23 protein-coding genes and 1 pseudogene are annotated in these 25,458 nt (G+C 71.9%); 13 read left to right on the top strand and 11 right to left on the bottom strand.

The window, feature by feature from the left end; genetic code table 11:
* Window positions 1-2: 2 nt before the first annotated feature.
* Together BLV96_RS33960 and BLV96_RS33955 are read right to left on the bottom strand one after the other, a co-directional pair.
* A complete protein-coding gene (locus tag BLV96_RS33960; RefSeq protein ID WP_244180687.1) occupies window positions 3-890 on the bottom strand; it encodes a LysR family transcriptional regulator in 888 nt (295 codons plus the stop codon).
* Window positions 890-2,143 (bottom strand): cytochrome P450, encoded by a 1,254-nt coding sequence (locus BLV96_RS33955; RefSeq protein ID WP_091389907.1) that lies wholly within the window; start codon window positions 2,141-2,143, stop codon window positions 890-892. Before BLV96_RS33955 ends, BLV96_RS33960 begins: the two co-directional genes overlap by 1 nt.
* A 47-nt stretch (window positions 2,144-2,190) precedes the next feature.
* On the opposite strand from BLV96_RS33955, the gene BLV96_RS33950 reads away from it, so the two are divergent.
* Both BLV96_RS33950 and BLV96_RS33945 read left to right on the top strand, forming a co-directional pair.
* The gene (locus BLV96_RS33950; RefSeq protein WP_091389905.1) at window positions 2,191-2,919 is read left to right on the top strand and encodes an alpha/beta fold hydrolase; all 729 of its coding nucleotides are present in this window, start codon (window positions 2,191-2,193) and stop codon (window positions 2,917-2,919) included.
* A 241-nt stretch (window positions 2,920-3,160) separates the two neighbouring features.
* A complete protein-coding gene (locus BLV96_RS33945) occupies window positions 3,161-6,382 on the top strand; it encodes a tetratricopeptide repeat protein (RefSeq protein WP_091389902.1) in 3,222 nt (1,073 codons plus the stop codon).
* Here BLV96_RS33945 and BLV96_RS33940 read toward each other — a convergent pair.
* Both BLV96_RS33940 and BLV96_RS33935 read right to left on the bottom strand, forming a co-directional pair.
* On the bottom strand, window positions 6,319-6,543 hold the full coding sequence (locus BLV96_RS33940) for a hypothetical protein (RefSeq protein ID WP_091389899.1): 225 nt from the start codon (window positions 6,541-6,543) through the stop codon (window positions 6,319-6,321). The genes BLV96_RS33945 and BLV96_RS33940 overlap by 64 nt on opposite strands.
* Window positions 6,540-7,337 carry an L-histidine N(alpha)-methyltransferase gene (locus BLV96_RS33935; protein WP_091389896.1) on the bottom strand — a complete coding sequence of 266 codons (798 nt, stop codon included), beginning with the start codon at window positions 7,335-7,337 and terminating at the stop codon, window positions 6,540-6,542. Before BLV96_RS33935 ends, BLV96_RS33940 begins: the two co-directional genes overlap by 4 nt.
* 28 nt (window positions 7,338-7,365) lie before the next feature.
* Between BLV96_RS33935 and pdxR the strand changes: the two genes are divergently transcribed.
* Both pdxR and BLV96_RS33925 read left to right on the top strand, forming a co-directional pair.
* Window positions 7,366-8,811 carry a MocR-like pyridoxine biosynthesis transcription factor PdxR gene (gene pdxR / locus BLV96_RS33930; RefSeq protein ID WP_091389893.1) on the top strand — a complete coding sequence of 482 codons (1,446 nt, stop codon included), beginning with the start codon at window positions 7,366-7,368 and terminating at the stop codon, window positions 8,809-8,811.
* 476 nt (window positions 8,812-9,287) lie between these two features.
* Window positions 9,288-11,057 carry an MFS transporter gene (locus BLV96_RS33925; RefSeq protein ID WP_091389890.1) on the top strand — a complete coding sequence of 590 codons (1,770 nt, stop codon included), beginning with the start codon at window positions 9,288-9,290 and terminating at the stop codon, window positions 11,055-11,057.
* A gap of 235 nt (window positions 11,058-11,292) precedes the next feature.
* Here BLV96_RS33925 and BLV96_RS33920 read toward each other — a convergent pair whose 3' ends face one another.
* From BLV96_RS33920 to BLV96_RS33910, 3 genes are all read right to left on the bottom strand, one after another.
* Window positions 11,293-12,393 (bottom strand): acyltransferase family protein, encoded by a 1,101-nt coding sequence (locus tag BLV96_RS33920; RefSeq protein ID WP_091389886.1) that lies wholly within the window; start codon window positions 12,391-12,393, stop codon window positions 11,293-11,295.
* 137 nt (window positions 12,394-12,530) lie between these two features.
* Entirely contained in the window at window positions 12,531-13,196 is a 666-nt protein-coding gene (locus tag BLV96_RS33915) for a peptidylprolyl isomerase (protein ID WP_091389883.1), read from the bottom strand.
* 25 nt (window positions 13,197-13,221) lie between these two features.
* Complete coding sequence (locus tag BLV96_RS33910) at window positions 13,222-13,479, bottom strand: DUF2631 domain-containing protein (RefSeq protein WP_091389979.1); 258 nt, start codon at window positions 13,477-13,479, stop codon at window positions 13,222-13,224.
* Window positions 13,480-13,875: 396 nt separating this feature from the next.
* Between BLV96_RS33910 and dxr the strand changes: the two genes are divergently transcribed.
* The 4 genes and pseudogenes from dxr to BLV96_RS33890 all read left to right on the top strand — a co-directional run bounded on the left by dxr (window position 13,876) and on the right by BLV96_RS33890 (window position 18,194).
* The gene (gene dxr, locus BLV96_RS33905) at window positions 13,876-15,078 is read left to right on the top strand and encodes a 1-deoxy-D-xylulose-5-phosphate reductoisomerase (RefSeq protein WP_091389880.1); all 1,203 of its coding nucleotides are present in this window, start codon (window positions 13,876-13,878) and stop codon (window positions 15,076-15,078) included.
* Between the two features lie 3 nt (window positions 15,079-15,081).
* Window positions 15,082-16,296: pseudogene (locus BLV96_RS33900) on the top strand (M50 family metallopeptidase).
* A 118-nt stretch (window positions 16,297-16,414) separates the two neighbouring features.
* Window positions 16,415-17,566: a flavodoxin-dependent (E)-4-hydroxy-3-methylbut-2-enyl-diphosphate synthase gene (gene ispG, locus BLV96_RS33895; RefSeq protein WP_167379826.1), complete on the top strand. Its 1,152-nt coding sequence runs from the start codon at window positions 16,415-16,417 to the stop codon at window positions 17,564-17,566.
* Window positions 17,567-17,603: 37 nt separating this feature from the next.
* Complete coding sequence (locus tag BLV96_RS33890; protein ID WP_244180685.1) at window positions 17,604-18,194, top strand: class I SAM-dependent methyltransferase; 591 nt, start codon at window positions 17,604-17,606, stop codon at window positions 18,192-18,194.
* Here BLV96_RS33890 and BLV96_RS33885 read toward each other — a convergent pair.
* Entirely contained in the window at window positions 18,183-18,437 is a 255-nt protein-coding gene (locus BLV96_RS33885; protein WP_086683462.1) for a hypothetical protein, read from the bottom strand. The two genes, BLV96_RS33890 and BLV96_RS33885, sit on opposite strands and share 12 nt — an antisense overlap.
* Before the next feature lie 83 nt (window positions 18,438-18,520).
* Between BLV96_RS33885 and BLV96_RS33880 the strand changes: the two genes are divergently transcribed.
* Entirely contained in the window at window positions 18,521-19,327 is an 807-nt protein-coding gene (locus BLV96_RS33880; RefSeq protein ID WP_244180683.1) for a helix-turn-helix domain-containing protein, read from the top strand.
* Window positions 19,324-19,716: a VOC family protein gene (locus BLV96_RS33875; protein ID WP_086683465.1), complete on the top strand. Its 393-nt coding sequence runs from the start codon at window positions 19,324-19,326 to the stop codon at window positions 19,714-19,716. The genes BLV96_RS33880 and BLV96_RS33875 overlap by 4 nt, the downstream gene beginning before the upstream one ends.
* Before the next feature lie 58 nt (window positions 19,717-19,774).
* On the opposite strand, the gene BLV96_RS33870 is transcribed toward BLV96_RS33875, so the two are convergent.
* Window positions 19,775-19,981 (bottom strand): DUF4177 domain-containing protein, encoded by a 207-nt coding sequence (locus tag BLV96_RS33870; protein ID WP_086683468.1) that lies wholly within the window; start codon window positions 19,979-19,981, stop codon window positions 19,775-19,777.
* A gap of 100 nt (window positions 19,982-20,081) precedes the next feature.
* Here BLV96_RS33870 and BLV96_RS33865 point away from each other — a divergent pair, with 100 nt between their 5' ends.
* From BLV96_RS33865 to map, 3 genes are all read left to right on the top strand, one after another.
* On the top strand, window positions 20,082-20,936 hold the full coding sequence (locus BLV96_RS33865; protein ID WP_086683471.1) for a GNAT family N-acetyltransferase: 855 nt from the start codon (window positions 20,082-20,084) through the stop codon (window positions 20,934-20,936).
* A 61-nt stretch (window positions 20,937-20,997) separates the two neighbouring features.
* Window positions 20,998-22,794: a penicillin-binding transpeptidase domain-containing protein gene (locus BLV96_RS33860; protein ID WP_208608392.1), complete on the top strand. Its 1,797-nt coding sequence runs from the start codon at window positions 20,998-21,000 to the stop codon at window positions 22,792-22,794.
* A gap of 24 nt (window positions 22,795-22,818) precedes the next feature.
* Entirely contained in the window at window positions 22,819-23,676 is an 858-nt protein-coding gene (map, locus tag BLV96_RS33855) for a type I methionyl aminopeptidase (RefSeq protein WP_086683474.1), read from the top strand.
* 1 nt (window position 23,677) lies between these two features.
* Here map and BLV96_RS33850 read toward each other — a convergent pair whose 3' ends face one another.
* Entirely contained in the window at window positions 23,678-24,481 is an 804-nt protein-coding gene (locus tag BLV96_RS33850) for an ABC transporter permease (RefSeq protein WP_167379825.1), read from the bottom strand.
* Window positions 24,481-25,437: an ATP-binding cassette domain-containing protein gene (locus tag BLV96_RS33845; RefSeq protein WP_086683480.1), complete on the bottom strand. Its 957-nt coding sequence runs from the start codon at window positions 25,435-25,437 to the stop codon at window positions 24,481-24,483. The genes BLV96_RS33850 and BLV96_RS33845 overlap by 1 nt, the downstream gene beginning before the upstream one ends.
* Window positions 25,438-25,458: the final 21 nt, after the last annotated feature.

The raw sequence follows: 25,458 nt of genomic DNA, 5'->3' as shown, positions 1-25,458 counted from the left end.
GATCAGTCCTGCCGATGGGCCTCCAAGGCGGCGACGAACGAAGCCAGGTCACGCCGGTGCGACGCCGCCGGCCACACCGCCCACGTCCGCCGCACGATCGGGCGGCCGGCCAGTGGCACCCAGCGCACGGTGTCCGGCATCGGGTACGGCCACTCCGGCGGCGCGAAGGCGTAGGCCCCGCCCGAACTGACCGCCGGGATCTTCAGCTCGACGATCAGCCGCTGCTCCTCGGGCACCTCCGGCCCGACGTCGAGGCCGTGGCTGCGCAGGATCGCCGCCAGCTCGTCGTACCACGCCGGGCTGCCCGCGCGGGCGAACGCGAACCACTCCAGCCCGGCCAGGTCCTCCAGCCGGACCGGCGAACCCAGCTTCTCCGCGAGCTCCGCGGCGAGCAGCACGCCGACGTCCTCGGCCACCACCAGCACCGCGTCCAGGTCGGGCCCGGGCGGGCGCTCGCGCACCAGCCCGACGTCCAGTTCGCCCGCCCGCAGCGCGGCCACCTGCGCCACCGACGACAGGTGCCGGGCCTGCACCCGCGTTTCCGGGTACGCCTCGGCCAGCCGTGCGAGCGCCGACGGCAGCAGCTCCGGCGGCAGTTCCAGGGGGATCCCGACGCGCAGCACGCCGGTCGTCGTGTGCCGGGCCAGCGCGGCCAGCGCCTGCTCGTGGCGGGCCAGGACCGCGCGCGCTTCGCCGAGCAACGTCGTCCCGGCGTCGGTCGCCCGGACGCCGGTGCTGGTGCGGACCAGCAGCTGGACGCCGAGCCGGCGTTCGAGCGCGGTGATCGTCTGCGACAGCGCCGGCTGGCTCACGTGCAGCTGCCGCGCCGCCTTCGACAGCGCGCCCGCCTCGACGACCGCCACGAACGCGCGCATCTCGCGGATCTCCATCAGCGGCCCCACCGGATCGGCAGCGACTTCAGGCCGTTCTGGAAGTTCGACCGCAGCCGGACCGGCTCGCCCGCCAGGGAGACGGGCCCGAGCAGGTCGAGCACCGCGTCGAACATCGCCCGCAGCTGCACCCGCGCCAGGTGGGCGCCGAGGCAGAAATGCGGTCCGTGGCCGAAGGTCAGGTGGTCGTTCGGCGTCCGGCCGACGTCGAAGGTGTCCGGGTCGTCGAACACCGCGGGGTCCCGGTTGGCCGAAGAGAACCACACCACGACCTTGTCCCCGGCGCGAATGTCCACATCGGACATTCGGACGTTCGAAACCGCGGTACGCCGGAAGTGCATGACCGGCGTCCACCACCGGAGCATCTCCTCGACCGCCGACGGCAGCAGTGACCGGTCGGCCAGCAGCCGCCGGTACTCCGCGGGGTGCGAGAGCAGCGCCAGCATCCCGCCGGGCAGCCCGTTGCGCAGGGTTTCGTTGCCCGCCACGGAAAACAGCCAGAAGAGGTTCTCGAACTCGGCGAGCGAGACGCGGCCGCCGTCGTCGCCGACGTGCCGCATCAGGTTGCTCATGACGTCGTCGCCCGGGTGCGAGCGCTTGTACTCGCCGAGGGCGTTCGCGTACGCGTAGAGATCCGGCATGCCCGCGCGCGTCCGCGGGTCCGGCATCGACCCGTCCGGCCCCGGCGACGGACGCACCGCCAGCGCGGCCCGCGCCAGCTCGCTCACCTCGGACAAGGAAACCGTGGAGCTGATCGCGTACTCGGCGTCCTGGTAGCCGATGACGCGGTTGCTCCAGTCGTACATCAGCCGCCGGTCCTGTTCCGGCACGCCGAACACCGCGGCCAGCGTCTGCAGCGGCAGATCGGCCGCCAGGACGGCGAAGTCGCACGAGCCCTGCGAAGCGACACTCGCGACGAGGTCCCGCGCCCGGCTCTCGATCTGCGAAGTCAGCTTCGCGATGGCGCGCGGGGTGAACGCCTTCGTGAGCAGCCCGCGCAGCCGGCCGTGCTCCGGCGGGTCCATGTTGAGCATCATCCGGCGCACGTAGGCGAGATCGGCGGCGTCGCGGATCTGCGTCCCGCCCAGCTGCGACGAGAACACCCCGGGGTCGCGCAGGACGCGCCGCACTTCCGCGTGGCCGAGCACGGCCCAGAAGTCGTCGACGCGCACCACCGGGCCGGCGCGCCGCAGCCGCGCCAGCTCGTCGTACGGGACACCCCGCACGTAGGTGTCCGGATCGGTGATCGCCACGCGCCCGACCCTAGCCGCGCCCACCGACAATTTGGGAGGCTGCGCGGATGGACACGCTCAACATGCGCACCGGCGGCGAGGGCGAACCCGCCGTCCTCCTCCTGCACGGCCTGGGCGCGACCGGCGCCGTGTGGAACCACTTCGCCCCGCCGCTCGCCCGGCGCGTGCTGGTGCCGGACCTGCCCGGCCACGGCCTGTCCGCCCCGCTGCCGCACTACAGCTTCGAGACGTTCACCGCGGCCGTCGCGCGGGCGCTGCCGGGCAAGGGCCCCTACGTCGTCGCCGGCCATTCCCTCGGCGGGGTGCTGGCCTTGGAGCTGGCCTCCGGGAAGTACGACGTCGAGGTCGCGGGCGTGCTCGCGCTCGGGGTGAAGGTCGAGTGGACGCAGGACGACCTGGGCCGCGCGGCGACCTTCGCGGCGCGCCCGCCCCGGGTGTTCGAGACGCAGCCCGAGGCCGACCAGGCCTACCTGAAGGTGTCCGGGCTGCTCGGCATCGCGCCCGCGGACCCGGCCGGGCTTCGCGAGACCGAGGGAGGTTGGCGCCTCGCGATGGACCCGGCCGCGTTCGGCGTCGGCGCGCCGGACATGCCGGCGCTGCTCGCCGCGGCGCGGTGCCCGGTCGTGCTGGCCGCGGGCGAGAACGACCCGATGAGCCGTCCCGACCAGCTGCGCGCGCTGGACCCGGACGCGGTCACGCTCGCCGGCCTCGGGCACAACGCCCACGTCGAGGACCCAGCCGCTGTGCGCGCCCTCCTCGAGCGCTTCGACGTCTGAAGGCTCGGGTGCAGCCGTCGTACCCCACGCGACGGCTGCTCCGAACCCCTCGCCACCACCGGACCCGCAAAGCCTAGGAAACCGTGGTGGACGAACGGCTGTACCGGCCTGCCCGCCCGTCGTCACCCTCGGTACCTGCGAAAACGGTTATCTTCGCCGTTCGGTGGTACATCCGGAGGGGCACGATCGGAATGCTGGAGAGGTACGTTCCGCTGCGGGGGCACGCGGGGAGAGGACGCCTGTGGACGAAGCCCTGCCGTTCGCCGGGTGGCTGCGGGGACGGCGCGTGCTCGCCGGCCTCACCCAGGCCCAGCTGGCCGAACGCGCCGGACTGAGCCAGCGCGCGGTGCGCAACGCCGAGCTCGGCAGCGTCCGGCGGCCCCGCCCGGAGACCGAACGCCGGCTGCGGGAAGCGCTTGCGGAAGCACCGCCGGAGCCCGTCGAGATCGGCGTCCTGGGCCCGCTCACCGTGCGGCGCGGGAACTCCGAGGTCGAGATCGGCGCCGAGAAGCAGCGCCTGCTGCTCGCGATGCTGGCCCTGCAGCCGAACCGGACGGTCCGGCGCGAGGACCTCGTCGACGTCATCTGGGACGAGCCGCCGCCGTCCTGCCTGGACCTGCTCCACACCTACGTGGCGCGGCTGCGGCGGGCGCTGCGGCCCGCCGACCCGATCGCCACGGACAAGGGCGGCTACCGGCTGACCGCCGGTGAGGACGACCTCGACCTCCTGCGCTTCGAAGCGCTCCTGAAAGCCGGCGCCCACCGCGAAGCCCTCGAACTCTGGCGCGGCCCCGCGCTCGCCGACGTCGGCCGCCTCCGGCAGCACCCCCTCCGCCTCGCGTTGGCGATGAAGCGCGCGAAGGCGGTCATGGCGTACGCCGAGGCCGCCGACCCCGAGGACGCGGCGGTGCAGCTGCGCGCGCTGACCGCCGAGGAACCGCTCAACGAGTCCGCGCACGCCCGGCTGATGCTGGCGCTGGCCGCGTCCGGCCGGCAGGCGGCCGCGCTCTCGGTGTTCGCGGAGGTCCGGCGGCGCCTGGACGCGGAGCTGGGCATCGAACCCGGCCCCGAGCTGCGCGCGGCCCAACGCCAAGTACTGCGGCAGGACTTCCCGCTCCCGCCCTCCCGCGTGCCCGCCCAGCTGCCTGCCGACGTCGCCGGCTTCCGCGGCCGGACCGAGCAGCTGGCCGAGCTGGACGCCCTCGCGGCCGGTGACGGTACGGGCGCGCGCATCGCCGTCCTGTCGGGCACCGGCGGGGTCGGCAAGACCGCCCTCGCCGTGCACTGGGCCCAGCGGTCACGGGAAGAGTTCCCGGACGGCCAGCTCTACCTCGACCTGCACGGCTACGGCACGGTCCGGCCGGTCGAGCCGGGCGACGCGCTGTCGGGCTTCCTGCGCGCCCTCGGCGTCGACGGCGCGGACATCCCCGCCGAACTCCAGGAGCGCGCGGCCAAGTTCCGCACCGCGCTCACCGGCCGCCGGATGCTGGTGCTGCTGGACAACGCCGGCTCGGTCGGGCAGGTCCGCCCGCTGCTGCCCGGCTCGCCGTCGTGCCTGGTGCTGGTGACCAGCCGCGACGCGCTGCCCGGGCTGGTCGCGCGGCACGGCGCCCGCCGCGTCCTCGTCGACCTGCTGACCGACGCCGAAGCCCTCGACCTGCTGCGGACGCTCCTCGGCGCGCGCGTCGACGCCGAGCCGGACGCGGCCGAGGCCCTGATCGGGTACTCGGCCCGGCTGCCGCTGGCCCTGCGGCTGGTGGCGGAACTGGCGCTGAGCCGGCCGGGGGAGCGGCTCGCCGCCCTCACCGGCGAGCTGGCCGACGAACGCCGCCGGCTCGACCTCCTGGACGGCGGTGGCGATCCGCTGACCGCGGTCCGGGCCGTCTTCTCGTGGTCCTACCGGCACCTGGCGCCCGACGCGGCGCGCGTGTTCCGGCTCTGCGGCCTGCACCCGGGCCGAGACCTGACGCCGGCCGCGATCGCCGCGCTCGCCGGCGTCCCCCTGCCGGAGGCCGAGCGCCTGATCGCCGTGCTGGTCCGCGCGCACCTCGCGCAGGAGACCGGCGACGACCGCGTCCAGCTGCACGACCTGCTGCGCGTCTACGCCGCCGAGCTCGCCGAAGAGGACCAAGCCGAAAGCCACGACGCGCAGGAGCGGCTGTTCGACTTCTACGTCCGGTCGTCCGCGCAGGCCATGGACGCCGTCCTCCCGCAGGAACGGCACCTGCGTCCGCACGTGCCCGACCCCGACGTCAAGGTGCTCGACGCGCCCGCGTGGCTGGAGGCCGAGCGCCGCAACCTGCTGGCCGTCGCCGCCCACGCGACGCGGCACGGCTGGGCCGACCACCTGCGGCTGCTGTCCGGGATCCTCTGGCACTACCTGGACGTCGGCGGCTACCACGAGGAATCGCTGGTGCTGCACACGCACGCGTCGGCGCTGGCCCACGACGCCGGCGACCCGGTGGCCGAAGCCGAGCCACTGACGTTGATCGGGCTGGGTCACTGGCGCGTCGGCCGGTCCCGGGAAGCCCGGCGGTACCTCGAAGAGGCGCTCGCCCTGGTCCGCGAAACCGGCGACCGGCGCACCGAAATCCACGTCCTCAACACGCTCGGCCTGGTCTGCCGCGCGCTCGGCCGGTTCACCGAGGCGATCACGTACTCGACCGAAGCGCTGTCACTGGCCCGCAAGAACGGCGACCGCACGAGCGAAGGCCTGGTGCTGGTCGTGCTCGGCTGCTCGTGCCGCGGCATCGGCCGGTACGGCGAGGCGATCGGCTACCTCGAAGAAGCGCGGTCGCTCGCCCGCGACACCGCCGACCGCACCAGCGAGGGCTACGCGCTGGTCAACACGGGCGACGCGCTGTCGGCGCTGGGCCGGTACGACGAAGCCGCGCGGGCGCTGGAGGAGGGGCTGGAGCACTTCCGCGCCATGGGCGTGTGGGTCAGCGAGGGCTACGCGCTCGGCATCCTCGGCGACGTCGAGCACGCCCGCGGCCGGTACCCCGAAGCCGCGGCGCACCTCGAACGCGCGCTGGAGATCGCGCAGGAGACCGGCAGCCCGACCAACCGCAGCGTCGCGCTGAAGCACCTCGGCGACGTGCGGCTGGCCCAGGGGCGGCACGACGAAGCGGCCCAGCACCTCGAAGAGGCACTGGGCCTGGCCCGCGAATGCGGCGACCGGGGCGTGGAGTCCCGGGTGCTCAACAGTCTCGGCGCGCTGGCTTCGGCGCGGGGCGCGACTACGGATGCGCTTGGGTACCACCGCGAAGCCCTTGCCGTGGCGAAGGAAACGGGCTGCCGTCCCGAACAGGGGCGGGCCCACTGCGGGCTCGGTGACGTCCACAGTGGACTCGGAGACCCGAAAGCGGCGCGCGAACACTGGGAACGCGCCCTCGCTTGTTACGCCGGGGAGTGCGTGCCCGGCGCGAAACGGGCCCGGGACCGGCTGGCGGAACCGGAGTAGTGGCGCTCGTCGGCGACGAGGTCGCCTTCGAGGCGCTGGACGTCGCGGTCGAAGACGTCGGTGCTGCCGGCCAGCCGGTTGCGCGGGTACGGACGGCGGCGGTACGCGTGGTCGAGCGCCCAGGCGAGCAGGACAACGGCGGCGAGAACGGCGATGATCATGACGCTCCTCCCGGAGTGCGATGTGCTGTTGCTTTGAAGAACGTGTAATGGAAGGTCCCGTATTCCCTGGTGGTGCGGTAAAGGTCGCGGATCCCGCGTGCCCAGCCGGCGTCGTCGATGAGCCCCTTCGCGACGGCGGTTTCGCCGACGCCTTCGACCATCGCGGTGAAGGTGTCGCGGGTGAAACCGGTGACGAGACCGGGCTTCGACGCGTCCGCGTAGACGGTTCTCGGCTCGACTTCCGTTCCGGCGAAACCGGCTTCGGCGAGGAGGGGGTACAGCCGCCGCCCGATGAGCCCGTCGCCACCCGCGTCGGCCTGCAGGCGCACGAGGCAGTCGATCGCGGCCTGCGCGTGTTCGCTGCGCGGGTGGAAGAAAGCCGAGCCGTGGTCGCCCTCGACGACGGTGATCGTGCCGCCCGGTCGCAGCAGGGTTTTCAGGTGCGCCAACGCTTTCCCGGGATCCGGGAGGTGTTCCAGCACGAAGCAGACGAACAGGTGGTCCCACTCGCCGTCGAGGTCGAAGAGGTCGGCTCGCCGGAAGTCGACGCCCGGTATTCGTTGTCTCGCTTGATCAAGGGACTCCTCGGAGACGTCGACGGCGGTCAGGTGCGCGTCCGGGCTGTGGGCCACGAGGTGGACGGTCTGGGCGCCGACGCCGCAGCCGACTTCCAGCACGCGGCTCCCGGCGGGGTAGGCCGTCCCGGCGTGCAGCAGCTCGGCGAGGGTGTCGGCCTGGTCGCCGAGGCGGCGGGCCTCGGGGGCGGCGTACCCGTGCACGTATTTGGTGTCCATGCGTCCAGCGTGCTGCGACAATGGCTCGATGGGCAGAGCCAAAACCCCGCGTCCGGAGGGGTCCATAGGGTCGGACTTCCTCCAGCTCGACGTCCGTGAGGCGCCGCCGGGCGGCCTCGCGGACTGGCTCGCCGGGCAGCTGCGCGCCGCCGTCGCGGACGGCCGGCTCCCGGTCGGCGGCCGGCTGCCCGCGTCGCGGGTGCTGGCGGCCGAGCTGCGCGTGTCGCGGGGCGTGGTCACCGAGGCCTACCAGCGGCTGATCGACGACGGGCACGCCGCGGGCCGCGGCCGGGCGGGCACGGTGGTGGTGGCCGCGCCGGTGGTGGCCCCCGACCCCGTGCGGGTCACGCCGCCGTCCGAGGTGATCACGCCGCTGCCGGGGGTCGAGGTCTTCGACGCGGTCCGCGCGACGCCGGCCCGGATCGACCTCACGCCGGGCGTGCCGGACCTGACGGCGTTCCCGCGCGCGGCGTGGCTGCGGGCCGAGCGCGCGGTCCTCGACGAGCTGGAGCCGGCCCACTTCGGCTACGGCGACCCGCGCGGCGCGCCGGCGATGCGGCTGGCGGTGTCGCACTGGCTGGCGCGCAGCCGCGGCATCCGCGTCGACCCCGGCGAGATCATCGTGGTGGCCGGGGTCGCGCAGGCGTTGACGCTGGTGGGGGAGGTGCTGCGGCAGCACGGCCTCACCGAGATCGCGGTGGAGGACCCGAGCTCCCTGGGCGCGCGGCAGCACCTGCACCACTGCGACCTGGCGACCCCGCCGGTCCCGGTGGACGAGGACGGCCTGCGCGTTTCCGAGTTGAGGGCTCCGGCCGTGCTGCTGACGCCGGCGCACCAGTTCCCGATGGGCGTGGTCCTGGGCGGCGAGCGCCGTCGCGAGCTGATGCGCTGGGTGGCCGAGGGCGGCATCGTCGTGGAGGACGACTACGACGCCGAGCACCGCTACGACCGCGCGCCGGTGCCCGCGGTCCGGTCGATGGTCCCGGAGGTGTTGTACACGGGCAGCGTGTCGAAGCTGCTGGCGCCGGCGTTGCGGGTGGGATGGCTGCTGGCGCCGCCTCGGTTTTTCGACGACTTGGTCGCGGCGAAGCGGTTCGCGGACCTGGGCAACCCGGTGCTGGCCCAGCTGGTGCTGGCGCGGTTGATGGAGACGGGCGAGCTGGAGCGGCAGCTGCGGGTGGTCCGCGGCCGGCACCGCCGTCGCCGGGACGCGATGATCCGCGCGGTTTCTTCGTCGTTGCCCTCAGCGGTCGTCCACGGCGCGGCGGCGGGACTCCACCTGACGATCACGTTCTCCTCCGACGTCGACGACATCGCTTTGGCGGCCGCGGCGCTGGCGGAGGGGGTGAAGGTCCAGCCGTTGTCGTGGCACCGCCAGGTCCCGGGGCCGCCGGGGCTGGTGCTGGGGTACGCGGCGCGGACGGGGACGGAGATCGCCGAGGGGGTCGCGGTGCTGGGACGGCTGGTGCGGTGACTCCGGCTTTCGTTCCCGCCGGCCTCGCGCTCCCCGGCTTTCGCGCCCGCGCGTGCGGGGGACCCCCGGTTTCGACGTTACCGGCGAGCGCCGACAATTCCGGGCCGGTGCGACTGAGTTGTCCACAGCCCCGGCAAGGTCGCGCAGCCGAGCCATCTGTCGCCGGCGACTGGCTCGCTACTCGTCCTGAATGAGTCATTCAGGTCTTCGGCGGTCCTGAATGACTCATTCAAGACACTCGAGCTTCGCCTCGGCAACCCGGGCCGCCGCGAGCCGGTCATGCCATGAACGACTCGTTCAGGTCGTCCGACGCCATGAACGAGTCGTTCATCGCACACGCGGCCGGGTAAAGACTCCACAAAGGACAGTCAAGCGAGTGTGATCATGCTCTCGCAGGGGATTCGCGGACTTGGTTGCCATACGCAAGCAACTTGCTTAGCCTAGCTAAGGGACTTTGCGAGCAGAGAGGTTGCACAGTGGCGCAACGCCGGACGTATTCGATCGCGGAACTGGGGCCGCGGTACAAGTGGATCGCGCTGTCCAACACGACGCTGGGCATGCTGATCGCCACGATCAACTCCTCGATCGTGCTGATCGCGCTGCCCGACATCTTCAAGGGCATCGGCATCAACCCCCTGGAGCCGGCCAACACGAGCTACCTGCTGTGGATGATCATGGGCTTCCTCGTGGTCACCGCGGTGCTGGTGGTGAGCTTCGGCAGGCTCGGGGACATGTACGGCCGCGCGAGGATGTACAACCTCGGCTTCGCCGTCTTCACCGTTTCTTCCATCATGCTGGCCATCACCTGGTTCGACGGCGACGCCGCCGCGCTGTGGCTGATCGGCTGGCGGATCGTGCAGGGCGTCGGCGGCGCGTTCCTGATGGCGAACTCCTCGGCCATCCTCACCGACGCCTTCCCGGCCAACCAGCGCGGCCTCGCGCTCGGCATGAACGGCGTCGCGGCCATCGCGGGCTCGTTCCTCGGCCTGGTCGTCGGCGGCGTGCTCGCCCCGGTCGACTGGAACCTGATCTTCCTGGTGTCGGTGCCCTTCGGCGTGATCGGCACGATCTGGGCGTACCTCAAGCTGCACGACACCGGCGTCCGCAAGCACGCGCGGATGGACTGGTGGGGCAACATCACCTTCGCCGTCGGCCTGATCGCGGTGCTGGTCGGCATCACCTACGGCATCCAGCCCTACGGCACGTCGCAGACCGGCTGGACCAGCCCAATGGTCCTGTCCTGCCTGATCGGCGGCGTCGCCGTGCTGGTCGCGTTCGTGATCATCGAGACCAAGGTCGACAACCCGCTGTTCCGGCTTTCGCTGTTCAAGATCCGGTCGTTCACCTGGGGCAACGTCGCCAACCTGACGGCGTCGCTCGGCCGCGGTGGCCTGCAGTTCATCCTGATCATCTGGCTGCAGGGCATCTGGCTGCCGCAGCACGGCTACACGTTCGAGCAGACGCCGTTGTGGGCGGGCATCTACATGCTCCCGATGACGGTCGGGTTCCTGGTGGCCGCGCCGACGTCGGGCATCCTCGCCGACCGCATCGGCAGCCGCCTGCTGGCCTCCACCGGCCTGCTGATCACGGCGATCACGTTCCTGCTGCTGATCATCCTGCCGGTGAACTTCGACTACTGGGCGTTCGCGGCGATCTTGCTGATCAACGGCATCGGCATGGGCATGTTCTCCTCGCCCAACCGCGCCGAGGTGATGAACAGCCTCCCGGCGGACGCGCGCGGCTCCGGCGCGGGCATGATGACGACGTTCCAGAACGCGGCGATGGTCCTGTCGATCGGCTTCTTCTTCAGCCTGATCATCTCGGGCCTGTCGAGCAGCCTCCCGTCGACGATGCACGATGGCCTGGTGGCCCACGGCGTCCCCGAGACGGCGGCGGCCCAGGTGGCGAACCTCCCGGCGGTGGCGGTGCTGTTCGCGGCGTTCCTCGGGTACAACCCGATCCAGCAGCTCCTGGGCGGCCAGCTCGCGTCGCTGCCGCCGGACCAGGCGTCGTTCCTGACCGGACGCAGCTTCTTCCCGAACTTGATTTCGGGGCCGTTCCAGTCGGGCCTGGCGGTGGCGTTCGGCTTCGCGATCGCGGTGTGCCTGATCGGCGCGGTGGCGTCGTTGCTGACGAAGGACGCGCGCTCGAAGGACCGCGAGTCGGTGGGCGAGGAGCTGGCCGCGGTGGCCGGGGAGTCGGGCACGGGACCGAGTGAATTGGTGTCGCCGGCGAGCGAACGCTGAGGGTGGTTTCCGAAGCCGGGTGCCGCATCTGCGCGGCACCCGGTTTCTCACGTCGGGGGCAGAGATGGTTCGTGGGAATGCGCTCGGCGAACTGCCGGCCGAGGCCGGCCCGCCTTCCCCGCACCCGCGGCGGCGTGTCCCCTGACTGAGGCACTGGCCCTGGCTCTGGCCGAGCCCTGCCCCAGCGCGCTGCTGGTGGCGATCATCGAGGACGCGCTGACCGCGCTGGCTGCCGTCAGGCCGTGACGAGCGCGGGTTCGGCGACCTCCGCCGCCGGCGCCTCGGTCTTCTTCGCGCGGCGGCGGGTGATGATGCGGCGGCCGACGTCGATCATCGGGACCTCGACCCAGCGGTAGAGCAGGTCGGCGGCGAGCAGCCCGACGATCGTCACGGCGACCGCGGTCAGCGTCCGGTGCGGGGCGAACTGCGGGATCGCGCCCGCGAGCGCCACCGCGACGACGCCCTGCATGAGGTACAGCGAGTACGAGCGCTCCCCGATGAAGCGCATCGGCCGCCGCGACAGCACCCAGGCCAGTGGACCGCCGCCGGCGACCAGCGACGGCACCAGCAGCGCCGCGAGCACGATGTAGAGGGTGCCGGTGATCGAGCCGCCCTCGTCGCTCAGGAACTCGGCGATCTCGCCGAACATGGTCTGGACTGCCACCAGCGCGGCGGCGACCACGAGGCCGGCGACGGGGTGCGTGAACACCCGCAGCGCGGCGAAGCCCTTGCGGTGGTGCAGCACGATCGCCAGCGTGCAGCCGATGAGGATCGGCGAGTACGCGCCGGCGTAGGGCATGAACGGGATCAGCGCGAGCATGAGGGCGACGAGCCCGAGCGAGAGGCTCAGCCGCTTGACGAAGCCGAGCGCGCCGACGCCGAACGCGAGCAGCGGCCAGACGAGGTAGAACTTCTGCTCGACGCCGAGTGTCCAGGCCTGGCCGAACAGGGTCATCTGGTGGTACTCGCCGAGGAAGGTGAGGTTCCACGGCAGCGCGGCGACGATGCCGCTGTGGCGCAGCCCCATGCCCCGGAAGTAGGCGAAGACGACGACCACGCCGATGACGACGTAGTAGACGGGCAGGATCCGGAACGCCCGCCGGATGTAGAACTCGGCCAGCGAGACGCGGCCGTTGCGGTCCTCTTCGCGCAGGGCGAGGGTGGTGATGAGGAACCCGGAGAGGACGAAGAAGAGGTGCACGCCGATCCAGCCGTTGGCGCGCACCCAGTTCGGTCCCCCGTAGTGGAAGACGACGACGAGCACGGCGGCGATGGCCCGGACCCCGTCGAGAGCACCGAATCTTCGCGTGGCGAGGTATTGGTCGTGTGTGATCATCGAGTCCCCCTCACAGGCTGCTCACAGCTGGCTCAATGTAATCGGGCGCGGAGAGCATTCACTCGTTGGGGTGACGTTTCGGGCGTTGGGGCAGGTAGCGTCCGTCGTGAGGCGACGAAAAGGAGCAGGTCGGCCGGTTATTGCCAGCCGACGGACGCGCGCTGGATCTTCACCGGGTGGGCCGGCGCCCCGTCCAACGGCCCGTTCGGGTCGGTCGGGATGATCCCGTCGGCCACCATGTGGTCGAGCGCCTCCATGCCCCGCACCACGCGGCCCAGCACCGAGTAGTTCGCCGGGATGTTCGCGAACGAGTGCACGATGAAGAACTCGGACCCGTTGGTCCCCGGCCCCTGGTTCCCCATCGCGACGGTCCCGCGCGGGTACGTCTCCGCGCCGGTGACCTCGTCGGGGAACTTGTACCCCGGCCCGCCCTTTTCGACCTCGTAGATGTCTCCGCACTGGAGCACGCCGAGCCGGGAAGAGTTCGAAAGCCGCCAGCACTGCGAACGGTCGTAGAACCGCTGCAGGATCAGCGAAACCATGTTGTGGACCGCGCACGGGGCCGCTCCGGCGCGGTTCAGCCGCACGGTGACCGGCCCGTAGTTGAAGCGGAACGTCACGTCGACCGTCCCGCGGGTCAGCGCGAACGGCAGCGGACGCACCACCGGACGCGCCGCCGGGTTCGAGGGCGTCGGGGTGAACGTGCACCGGACCACCGGCGAAGAGGCAGCCGAAGCGGGAACGGCGGGCACCAGCAGGGCACCCAGAACACCGACGAGAGCCAGACCCCAGCGCAGCTTCATGCCGGGGACGTTAGCGAATGACGAACTACTTGCGCCAGGCCGTGCGCTGCTTGCGGATGTCGAGCACGAGCAGCAGGACCAGGAACAGCGCCAGGCCGACCAGCCACACGTTCTCGGTGTTGTTCTCGTGGTTGCCCTTGATCATCACGATGAGGATGACCGCGCTGACCCAGCCGGCGATCCGGGTGGCCTTCGGGAACGAGCCGTGCCAGCCCCAGGCCGCCGACGGCTCGTCGCGCGGGTCGACCTCGGGACGCCGCTTCTCGACCGCCTTGCCTGCCACGATGAACTCCTCAAGACCCATGAACCACGGACGCGCCGATGATCCCACACCTCCGGGGGCGCCGCGGAGACGCCCCGCGTGGTGCCGGCCACTCGCGCGGGCCCCGGACCGCCGCGAGAACACCGCGCACGCCGGCCCGGTCTGCCGGTGCGACGGGCTCGGGCGGCGGACCCGGCCCCGGCACCGGGGGAGCCGCCGTGGCGCCGGGCACTCGGCAGCGCCGCGAACCCGCCCCGGGTGGTGCCCGGCCACTCGTGCGAGGCCCCAAGCGGCGCGGGCGGGCCGCCGCCCGGCAGCGCTGGGAACCCGGCCACTCGGGCGGGCCCCGGACCGGCCCGTCGCCCAGGGCAACCTCCGGGTGCGCCGCCGAGACGTCCCGCGCGACAATGACCCGCGATGACTACCTCGCGAAGCGTTCTCGTGCTCGGCTCCACCGGGTCCATCGGCGTGCAGGCCCTGGACGTCGCCGCGCGCAACCCGCACCTCTTCCGGGTGGCCGGCATCGCGGCGGGCGGTGCCGACCCGGCCGCGCTCGCCGCCCAAGCGCTCGCCCACGGTGTCGAAGCGGTCGCCGTCACCAAGGCCACCGCCGCCGAAGACGTGCAGCTCGCGCTGTACGCCGAGGCGCAGAAGCGCGGCTACGCGCAGGGCGAGTTCAAGCTCCCGCGGCTCTTCGCAGGCTCCGACGCCGTCACCGAACTGATCGACGCGGTGAAGGTCGACACCGTCCTCAACGCCCTGCCCGGCTCCCGCGGCCTCGAGCCGACGCTCAAGGCGCTCGCCACCGGCGCCACCCTCGCGCTCGCGAACAAGGAGTCCCTCATCGCCGGCGGGCCGCTCGTGCTCGCCGCCGCGAAGCCCGGGCAGCTCGTCCCCGTCGACTCCGAGCACTCCGCCATCGCGCAGGCGCTGCGGGCCGGGAAGGAGAACGAGGTCGCCCGGCTCGTCCTCACCGCTTCCGGTGGCCCGTTCCGCGGCCGTAAGCGCGCCGAGCTCGCGGACGTCACCGTCGAGCAGGCGATGGCGCACCCGACCTGGTCGATGGGCCCGCTGATCACGATCAACTCCTCGACCCTGGTCAACAAGGGCCTGGAGCTGATCGAAGCGGCGCTGCTGTTCGACATCGCGCCCGAGAAGATCGACGTCACCGTGCACCCGCAGTCGATCGTGCACTCGATGGTGACCTTCACCGACGGCTCGACGATCGCCCAGGCCAGCCCGCCCGACATGCGGCTGCCGATCGCGCTCGCGCTGCACTGGCCCGACCGCGTGCCCGATGCCGCTGCCGCCTGCACCTGGGACAAGGCCGCGACCTGGACGTTCGAGCCGCTGGACAACGACGCGTTCCCGTCGGTCGAGCTGGCCCGCCACTGCGGCACCGTGGGCGGCTGCCTGCCCGCCGTGTACAACGCCGCGAACGAGGAGCTCGTCGCGGCGTTCCTGGCGCAGAACACCGGCTTCACGTCGATAGTGGACACTGTTTCCGAGGTGGTGGGAGCCGCCGACGAGTGGCGTCGCGAACCGCGCGACGTCGAGGACGTTCTCGCCGCCGAGCGCTGGGCTCGCGCGCGGGCCGGTTCGATCATCGAGGGGAAGTAGCGGGTGCTCGCCTACATCATCGGTGTGGTGCTCTTCGCGCTGGGGATCTGCGTCTCCGTCGCGCTGCACGAAGCCGGCCACATGGTCACCGCCAAGGCCTTCGGCATGAAGGTCCGCCGGTACTTCGTGGGCTTCGGGCCCACGGTGTTCTCCTGGCGCCGCGGGGAGACCGAGTACGGCCTCAAGTGGATCCCCCTCGGCGGGTTCTGCGACATCGCCGGCATGACCGCGCTCGACGAGGTGACGCCGGACGAGGCGCCGCGCGCGATGTGGCGGTTCAAGACCTAGAAGCGCACGGTCGTGATGTCCGCCGGGTCGGTCACGCACTTCATCCTCGGCTTCGTCGTGCTCTACCTGATGGCCGTGACGATGGGCCTGCCGAACCTGACCCCCGCCGACACCACGCCGGTGCTCTCGGCGACGTCCTGCGCGCGGTCGGCGACGACCGAGGAGCAGGCCAAGGACACCACCTGCCCGCCGGGTTCGGTGCGGCCGGCGGAGGCCGCCGGGCTGCGGGCCGGCGACAAGATCCTCGCCGTCGGCGGCAAGCCGGTCGCGAGCTGGACGGAGATGCTCGCCGCGGTGCAGGCCACCAAGGGCCGCACCGAGTTCGACGTCCAGCGTGGCGACCAGCGGCTCGCGCTCATCGTCGACGTGCCGCAGGTGCAGCGCTGGACCGCCGCGGGCGTCAAGGAGGTCGGCATGATCGGCGCCTCCCCGCAGCAGCCCGCCGTGACCACCCAGTACGGCCCGGCCGCCGCGGTCGGCGCCACCTTCAGCTTCACCGGCACGATGTTCGCCGAGACGGCCCAGCGGCTCGTCGAGTTCCCGCAGCGCATCCCCGCCGTCGTCACGGCGATCTTCGGCGGCGAGCGCGACCCGAACACCCCGGTCAGCGTCGTCGGCGCGAGCCGGATCGGCGGCGAGGCCGTCGAGCGGGGCATCTGGGTGCTGTTCTTCTTCCTGCTGGCCAGCCTGAACTTCTTCATCGGCGTGTTCAACCTGCTGCCGCTGCTGCCGCTGGACGGCGGGCACATCGCGGTGGTCTGGTACGAGCGCGTCCGCGACTGGATCCGCGCCCGACGGGGCAAGGTGGCCGGCGGGCCCGTCGACTACACGAGGTTGTCCGGGATCACGATGGTGCTGGTGCTCATCGGCGGCGCGGTGACGCTACTCACGGTGACCGCGGACATCGTCAACCCGATCCGCCTGCAGTAGTGACCCGCCACGGAGGGGTTCCGGCCCCTCCGAGGCGGGTCATACGCGGCGTAACGCTGCTCACCGTGACGGTTGACATGGTGAAGGTGGCCCGGTCGGGGTAGGTACGCTGGAAACCGTGACCGTCGCACTCGGTATGCCCGCCCTGCCCCCGCCCGTCCTCTCCGAGCGCCGCCAGACCCGCCAGCTCCACGTGGGCGCGGTCGGCGTCGGCAGCGACTTCCCGATCTCCGTCCAGTCGATGACGACGACGCTCACCTCCGACGTCAACGCGACCCTGCAGCAGATCGCCGAGCTGACCGCCGCGGGCTGCGACATCGTCCGCGTGGCGTGCCCGTCGGCCGACGACGCCGAGGCGCTGCCCGCGATCGCGAAGAAGTCGCAGATCCCGGTGATCGCCGACATCCACTTCCAGCCGAAGTACGTCTTCGCCGCGATCGAGGCCGGCTGCGCCGCGGTGCGCGTGAACCCGGGCAACATCCGGAAGTTCGACGACCAGGTCAAGGAGATCGCGCAGGCCGCGAAGGACCACGGCACGCCGATCCGGATCGGCGTCAACGCCGGTTCGCTGGACAAGCGGATCATGGACAAGTACGGCAAGGCGACGCCGGAAGCGCTGGCCGAGTCGGCGCTGTGGGAGGCGTCGCTGTTCGCCGAGCACGACTTCCACGACATCAAGATCTCCGTGAAGCACAACGACCCGGTGGTCATGGTGCGCGCGTACGAGCTGCTCGCCGAGCAGTGCGACTACCCGCTGCACCTCGGCGTCACCGAGGCCGGCCCGGCGTTCCAGGGCACGATCAAGTCGGCCGTCGCGTTCGGCGCGCTGCTGCGCCAGGGCATCGGCGACACGATCCGCGTCTCGCTGTCCGCGCCGCCGGTCGAAGAGGTCAAGGTCGGCATCCAGATCCTGCAGTCGCTGAACCTCAAGCAGCGCAAGCTGGAGATCGTGTCGTGCCCGTCGTGCGGGCGCGCGCAGGTGGACGTCTACACGCTCGCCGAGCAGGTCACCGCCGGGCTCGAGGGCATGGAGATCCCGTTGCGCGTCGCGGTCATGGGCTGCGTCGTGAACGGCCCGGGCGAGGCCCGCGAGGCCGACCTCGGTGTCGCGTCCGGCAACGGCAAGGGCCAGATCTTCGTGAAGGGCGAGGTCATCAAGACCGTGCCCGAGCACGCGATCGTCGAGACGCTCATCGAAGAGGCCATGCGCATCGCCGAAGAGACGGGGGATTCCCTCGGTCAAGGCGAGCCGGTGGTCACTGCTGGCTGAGCTGGTCCCGGACGACGTCCTCGAGGCGTCGTCCGTCGTGGCCAACGTGGCGATGAACCGCGAGCGCCGGCTCGCCGGTCGCGACGGCTACTCGCGCGTCCTCGGGTTCGACATCCTGGGTTTGCCGCCGGGCGCCCGCTGGCTCGACCTCTGCTGCGGCAGCGGCCGGGCGCTCCTCGACGCGGCCGAGGTCCGGCCGGACCTCGACATCACCGGCGTCGACCTGGTCGGGTACTTCGCGGCGGCCGGGCCGGTGCGGTTCGAGACCGCGTCGATCACGGCGTGGGAGCCCGCCGGCCGGTTCGACCTCGTGACCTGCGTGCACGGGCTGCACTACGTCGGCGACAAGCTGGGGGCGCTGCTGCGGGCGGCGTCCTGGCTGAGCGACGACGGCGTGTTCGTGGCGAACTTCGATATCGCGGGCGTCCACCTGCCCGGCGGGCCGCGCCCGGTCCTGAAGGCGTTGCGCGAGGCGAGTTTCGCGTACGACTCACGGACCCGCCGGATCCGGCGCACCGGCCGGTTCACGGGTGCGCTGCCCTTCCGCTACCTCGGCGCGGACGACCGCGCGGGACCCAACTACACGGGCCAGCCGGCGGTCGCCTCGCACTACGAACTAGCCCTGTAGGTGGTGCTGGGCGGCGTCGCGGATCTGCAGGCGGACGTTCTCCAGCGCGGCGGCGACCTCGTCGATCTGCTGCGCCGCCAGCTGGATCGAGCCCTGGATCGCGGTCGCGGTCGAGGTTTCCCCGAGCAGGCCGAGCACCTGCGCCTGCAGGTCTTCGAGGTCGCTCTTGGTGGCGAGCGCGATGCCGGTCGGCACCTGGTCGGCGAGCAGCTCCAGCTGCTGCGCCTGCTCCTGGATCGTCATCGGGTGTTCCTTCCGCGGTGGGGGACGCACCTTCCGTGTTATCAGAACCGGAACTGTCGGTGGTGACGTTTACGCTGGCATTCGTGACCGTGACCTGGGCTGTTCACCGGCCGCACCCGGTGGTGCGGCCCCTGGTCACGCGCTATGTCGGGTACGCGCAGAGCGAGGTGACGCTGCCGGTCCACCGCGGGCTGCCCTCCCGGCACGTGACGCTCGTCATCAGCCTCGCCGGGCCGGTGCGGATGGCCGGGCAGAGGCTGCAGGCGCTGATCGGCGGCCTGCATACGCGAGCGGTGCTGATCCGGCAGGACCGCACGCAGGAGGGGCTGCAGCTGGAGCTCGACCCGCTGGGCGTGCGCACGCTCTTCGGCGTCACGGCGGCGGAGCTGAGCGGGGAAGTGGCGGACCTGGCCGAGTTCGGCCTGGGCGCGCTACCCGGCCGCCTGCGCGAGCTGCCGACCTGGCGCGAACGGTTCGCGCTGCTCGACGACGTCCTGGCCGCCCGGGCCGTCGAGCCGGTGTCGCCGCCGCCCGAGCTGGGGGAGGCGTGGCGCCGGCTGCGGGGCGCGGACGGGCAGGTGCGCGTCACGGACCTGGCGGGCGAGGTCGGCTGGAGCCGCCGGTACCTGGGGGAGCGGTTCCGCGCGGAGCTGGGTCTGGCCCCGAAGCAGGCCGCGCGGGTCCTGCGGTTCGAGCGGGCCGCCCGGCTGCTGCGGCGCGGGCGTTCGGACCTGGCCGGCCTGGCCGTCGAGTGCGGCTACTACGACCAGGCCCACCTGACCAACGAATGGCGCGCGCTGGCCGGGTGCACGCCGGGGACGTGGATCGCCGAGGAGCTCCCGTTCCTCCAAGACGAGGAGGTCGCGGCGGCGCAAGACTCCCGGGCATGACTCCTGAACCGAACGTGTGGCCCGCCCTCCGCTACGACGACGCCCCTGCGGCGGTCCGCTTCCTGGTCGACGTCCTGGGCTTCACCGAGACCCTGGTCGTGCCGGAAGGGGACCTGATCGCGCACGCCGAGCTGCGCTGGCCCGAAGGCGGCGCGGTGATGCTGGGCAGCGTCCGCGGGCCGGACGGCGTCCACGACGCGATGAAGCCCGGCACCGGCGCGGTGTACGTCGTGTCGGACAAGGTGGACGAGATCCACGACCGCGTGCGGGCGGCGGGTGCGGAGGTGACGGCGGAGCTGACCGACACGGAGTACGGCTCGCACACGTTCAGCCTCCGCGACCCCGAAGGCAATTCCTGGACGATCGGGACTTACCGCGGCGCGCCATGAACGTCATGAACGACTCGTTCATGTCATCAGGCGACATGAACGAGTCGTTCATGACATCTCAGCCGACCGGCTTCTCGAACGTCACGAGCAGCCCCTCGACCCCGCCGGGACCCACGCGCCCCTTCACCTCCGCCGTGGTGATCGCCTTCAGCTGCCACCCGTCTTCGGCGTGGTCGTTCAGCAGCTTCTCCAGCTTGCCGCCCGACATCTTCCCGCCGATGAGCTTCTCCCGGACCTCGACGACCTTGTACGTGTACCGCTGCATACGCCCGATTCTGCCCGCGAAGCCCGAACCGGGCCGTTCATCTCACCGTGTCGACAGCCTCGCGTTCCGTTTACCCGCCGAATCTGGCACCCTGGAGCCCGTGTTGCGGCTTGCAGGTGCACGGCTGCTCGATGATCGGGACTATCCGGCGGTCCGTGCCGCGCTCGCCGCCGACCCGGTGGGCAGCTGCATGGTCAGCGCCCGGGTCGAGGCTGCCGGTCTCGACCCGTGGCGGCTCGGTGGCGAGCTCTGGGCCGCCGACAGCCGTCCGGTCCGAGCCGGACGGCTCCAAGGGCTGTGCTTCGCCGGGCCGAACCTCATCCCCCTCCGGGGCAACGCCCCCGCGTTGCGCTCCTTCGCCGACCGCGCCCTCCGCCGGCAGCGCACCTGTTCCTCGCTCGTCGGGCCGGCCGAGCAGGTCCTCGGCCTGTGGGACGAGCTCGAAGGCGAGTGGGGCCCGGCCCGCGAGGTCCGCGACGACCAGCCGCTGATGGCGCTGGACACCCAGCCGCTGGTCAAGGCCGATCCGCTGGTCCGCCCGGTCCGGCCGGACGAGCTCGAGCGCTACCTCCCCGCGGCCGTCGCGATGTTCATCGAAGAGGTCGGCGTCGACCCGCGCAGCGGCGACGGCGGCGCCAGCTACCGCGCCCGCGTCACCGAACTCATCGGCGCCGGGCGAGCCTTCGCCCGCTTCGAAAACGGCGAAGTCGTCTTCAAGGCCGAGATCGGCGCCATGTCGGCGACCGTCGGGCAGATCCAGGGCGTCTGGGTGCACCCCGACCGCCGCGGCGACGGCCTCGGCACCGCCGGCACCGCCGCCGTCGTCAACCGGCTCGTCCGGGGCCTGGGCCGCACCGCCAGCCTGTACGTCAACGCCTTCAACACCCCCGCCCTCGCCGCCTACCGCAAGATCGGCTTCAAGCAGGTCGGCCAGTACGCGACGGTGCTGTTCTAACCACTCTTCCGTGGCGGTGTTTCAAGGCCGCGACACCGCGCTGACCAGGCATCATCCCGCCATGAGTGCACGTCGACACCGTGCCCTCGCGGCGCTGTTGCTGCTCGTCGCCGCGACCACGGCCGGGTGCTCGGGCGACGGTCCCGAGGACGCCTTGTCCGCCTTCCTCGACGCCGTCGCGGCCGGCGACGTCGCCGCCGCGGCCGCGAACACCGACTCGCCCGACGCGGCCACGACCGTGCTGACCCAGGTCCGCGGCGTGCTCGAACCCGAGGCCCTCGACGTCGACGACGAAGAGGTGCGGGAACCGGCGAACGGCGACACCGTCACGGCGAGCTACCAGCTCACGTGGCACCTCGCCCAGGGCCGCACCTGGACCTACCGCGCCGACGCCCTGCTGCGCGCGGCCGAGAACGGCTGGCAGGTGCACTGGCAGCCGACGGTCGTGCACCCGCAGCTGGCCGTCGGCCAGACCCTCGGCCTGCTGCCGCAGCTGCCCGAGACCGCGCCCGTCCTCGACCGCGACGGCGTGCCGCTGATGCGCCCGCAGACCGTCATCGGCGTGGTCGTCGACCCGCAGAAGACGGGCAACGCGAGCGCCGTCGCGGGTTCGCTCGCGAAAGCGCTGCACCGGTACGAGCCGTCGGTCACCGGCCGCTCGGTGCTGGACGGCATGAGCAAGACCAAACCCGGCGACGCCTACCCGGTGATCACCCTGCGGGCCGGGGACTACCAGCGCGTCAAACCGGTGATCTACGACCTGCCCGGCGTCCGGTTCGCCAGCCAGGAACGGCTGCTGCCGGTCACGCGCGGGTCGGGGCAGCAGGTCCTCCCGGGCATCCGCGCGCTGGTCGAACAGCAGCTGGCCGGGGCGGCGGGCTGGCGGATCGTCACCCGGGACGTCACCGGCGGCGAGGTCTCCGAGCTGCGGGCGGAGCCGCCGCGCCCGTCGCCCGCGGTCACCAGCACGCTCAGCGCGAAGGTCCAGGCCGCCGCGGAGAAGGCCCTCGACACCGAGCGGTACCCGGCCGCGCTGGTGGCGATCCAGCCGTCGACCGGCGACATCCTGGCCGTCGCGCAGAACGACGCCGCCAACGACGAGGGTTCGCTGGCCCTGTCCGGCCGCTACCCGCCGGGGTCGACGTTCAAGATCGTCACGGCGGCGGCCGCGCTCTCGGCGGGCGACGTCGAGGCGGGCAGCGCGGTCGACTGCCCCGGCACGACGACGATCGAGAACCGCGTGGTCCCGAACGAAGGCCGGTTCGACCTCGGGCGCGTCCCGCTGAAGACGGCGTTCGCGCGGTCGTGCAACACGACCTTCGCCCGGCTCGCCGCCGGGTTGCCGTCTTCGGCGCTCACCGACACCGCCCGCTCGTTCGGCATCGGCGCGGACTTCGTGGTCCCCGGCCTGACCACGGTCACCGGCGCCGTCCCGGCCAGCGATTCGGCCGTCCAGCGCGCGGAGAACGGCTTCGGCCAGGGCACGGTGGTGACCAGCCCGTTCGGCCTGGCCCTGGCCGCGGCCACCGTCCAGGCGGGCAAGGTGCCGACGCCGTCGATCGTCCGCGGCCTGCCCGCGACCACGAAGAACGTCGGCGACCCGCCGTCGGACGACGTGCTCGGGGCGTTGCGCGGGATGATGCGCGAGGTCGTCACCAACGGCACCGCGACCGGGCTGCGGGACATCCCCGACGTCGCGGGCAAGACCGGCACCGCCCAGTTCGGCGACGGCTCCCAGTCGCACGGCTGGTTCGTCGGCTACCGCGGCGACCTGGCCTTCGCGGTGCTGCTCACCGAGGCCGGGTCGTCGAAACCGGCGGTGCAGGCCGCCCACCGGTTCCTGGCGGGGGTCGGCTGAGCGGACCGTCGTAAAGTGGGAGGCATGTCCGTTCGTGCCCCGCTGGTTCCCGGCGTTCAGACGCCCCGCCGTGACGTCCCCAGTTCCATCGCCCGTCCCGAGTACGTGGACAAGCCGGCGCCGAAACGGGACACCGGCAACGGCGTGCGCACGCCCGAGGTGATCGAAGCGATGCGGGTCGCGAGCCGGATCGCGGCGCAGGCCCTCGAGGAGGGCGGCAAGGCCGTCAAGCCGGGCGCGACCACGGACGACATCGACAAGGTGGTCCACGAGTTCCTGCTCGACCACCACGCCTACCCCTCGACGCTGGGCTACCGCCGGTTCCCGAAGTCGTGCTGCACCTCGCTCAACGAGGTCATCTGCCACGGCATCCCGGACTCGACGGTCATCGAAGACGGCGACATCTGCAACATCGACGTGACCGCCTACATCGGCGGCGTCCACGGCGACACGAACGGGACGTACCTGGCCGGCGACGTCTCCGAGGAGGCGCGCCTGCTGGTGGAGCGCACCCGCGAGGCGACGATGCGGGCGATCAAGGCGGTCCGGCCGGGCCGGCAGCTCAACGTGATCGGCCGGGTCATCGAGGCCTACGCGAAGCGCTTCGGCTACGGCGTGGTCCGCGACTTCACCGGTCACGGCGTCGGCCCGGCGTTCCACACGCCCCCGACGGTCCTGCACTACGAAGAGCCCTCCGTCGACACGATCATCGAGGAGGGCATGACCTTCACGATCGAGCCGATGATCACGCTGGGCACCATCGACTACGACATCTGGGCCGACGACTGGACCGTCACCACGAAGGACAAGAAGTGGACGGCCCAGTTCGAGCACACCCTCGTGGTGACGGCCGACGGCAGCGAGATCCTCACGCTGCCGTAGCTCAGTGGCTGGTGGCCTTCTTGTAGCAGCGCACCGAAAGCGGCACGAAGACCACCAGCAGCAGCGCGATCCACAGCACCGACGCCAGCACCGCGTGCTGCATCGGCCAGACCTCACGCGGCGGGAGCGCCGCGCTCGTGTTGCCGAACAGCTCCCGGGCCGCCTGCGTGACCGCCGAGACCGGGTTCCAGTCCGCGATCGCCCGTAGCGGGCCGGGCAGCCGGCCGCTGTCGACGAACGTGTTGGCCAGGAACGTCAGCGGGAAGACGACCACCATCGACACGTTGTTGAACACCTCGGGCTTGCGCACGGCCAGGCCGAGCGCGCCCATCACCCACGACAGCGCGTACGAGAACGCCAGCAGCAGGACGATCCCGCCCACTGCCTCGAGCACGCCGGTGTGGATGCGCCAGCCGACCAGCAGGCCGACCAGGCCCATGATGAGCAGGCTCGCGGTGCTGAGGATGAGGTCGGCGGTGGTCCGCCCGATCAGCACCGCGGCCGGGGACATCGGCAGCGAGCGGAACCGGTCGATGATGCCCTTCTGCAGGTCGTCGGTCAGCCCGTAGCCGGTGACGATGCCGCCCATCGCCACCGCGAGCGTGAAGATCCCCGGCAGCATGAACTCGCGGTAGGACAGCCCGGGGATGTCGATCACGCTGCCGAACACGTACCCGAAGAGCAGCACGAACATCACCGGCGTGAACACGAGGGACCCGAGCAGGTCCAGCGACCGGAAGATCTTGATCGAGTTGCGCTTGGCGACGGTCACGCCGTCGGTGACGGCCATCTGCACCGCGTTCATCACACGGCCTCCTTCGCGGTTTCGGCCACCTCGTGACCGGTGAGGGACAGGAAAACGTCGTCGAGGGTGGGGCGGCGGACACCGACGTCACGGACGTCGACGCCGTCGACCGCCAGCAGCGCGAGCGCTTCGGTAAGCGCTTTCGCGCCGTGGGTCACGGGCACGGTGAGCCGGAAGCCCTCGGCCTGCGGCTCCCCGCTGGCGAGCCGGGCCAGTGCCCGCTGCGCGACGACGACGTCGTCGTGCGTGCCGACGGTCAGCTCGATCCGCTCGCCGCCGACGAGGTCCTTGAGCTCGTCGGCGGTGCCGCGGGCGATCACGCGCCCGTGGTCGACGACGGCGATGCTGTCGGCCAGCCGGTCGGCCTCTTCCAGGTACTGGGTGGTGAGCAGCAGCGTCGTGCCGTTCGCGACCAGCTCGGTGATGACGTCCCACAGCTCGGTGCGGGCCCGCGGGTCGAGCCCGGTGGTGGGCTCGTCGAGGAACAGCACCGGCGGGTTGGCGACCAGCGCGCCGGCCAGGTCGAGGCGGCGCCGCATGCCGCCGGAGTAGCCCTTGACCGGGCGGTCGGCGGCGTCGGCCAGGCTGAACCGGGCCAGCAGCTCCCGGCCGCGCGCCTTGGCCCGCTTGGTGCCCAGGTGGTACAGGCGGCCGACCATTTCGAGGTTCTCGGCCCCGGTCAGCTCCGGGTCGACGGCGGCGTACTGCCCCGACGCGCCGATGTGCGTGCGCAGCTCGTGCGCGTCCTTCACGACGTCGAACCCGGCGACCGTCGCCCGGCCCGCGTCCGGCTTCTGCAGGGTCGTGAGGATCTGGACGGTGGTGGTCTTCCCGGCGCCGTTCGGCCCGAGCACGCCGAGCACGGTGCCTTCGGGCACCGACAGGGTCATCCCGTCGAGCGCGGCGACCTTCCCGTACTTCTTGACCAGTCCCTCGGCCACGATGGCGTCTGGCATGGATCTTCCCCTTGTCTTGTG

Source organism: Amycolatopsis pretoriensis (assembly GCF_900107925.1).
In the GTDB taxonomy this organism is placed as follows: domain Bacteria; phylum Actinomycetota; class Actinomycetes; order Mycobacteriales; family Pseudonocardiaceae; genus Amycolatopsis; species Amycolatopsis pretoriensis.
Note: the sequence above shows the minus strand (reverse complement) of the source record. Positions and strands in the feature narration are given on the sequence as shown.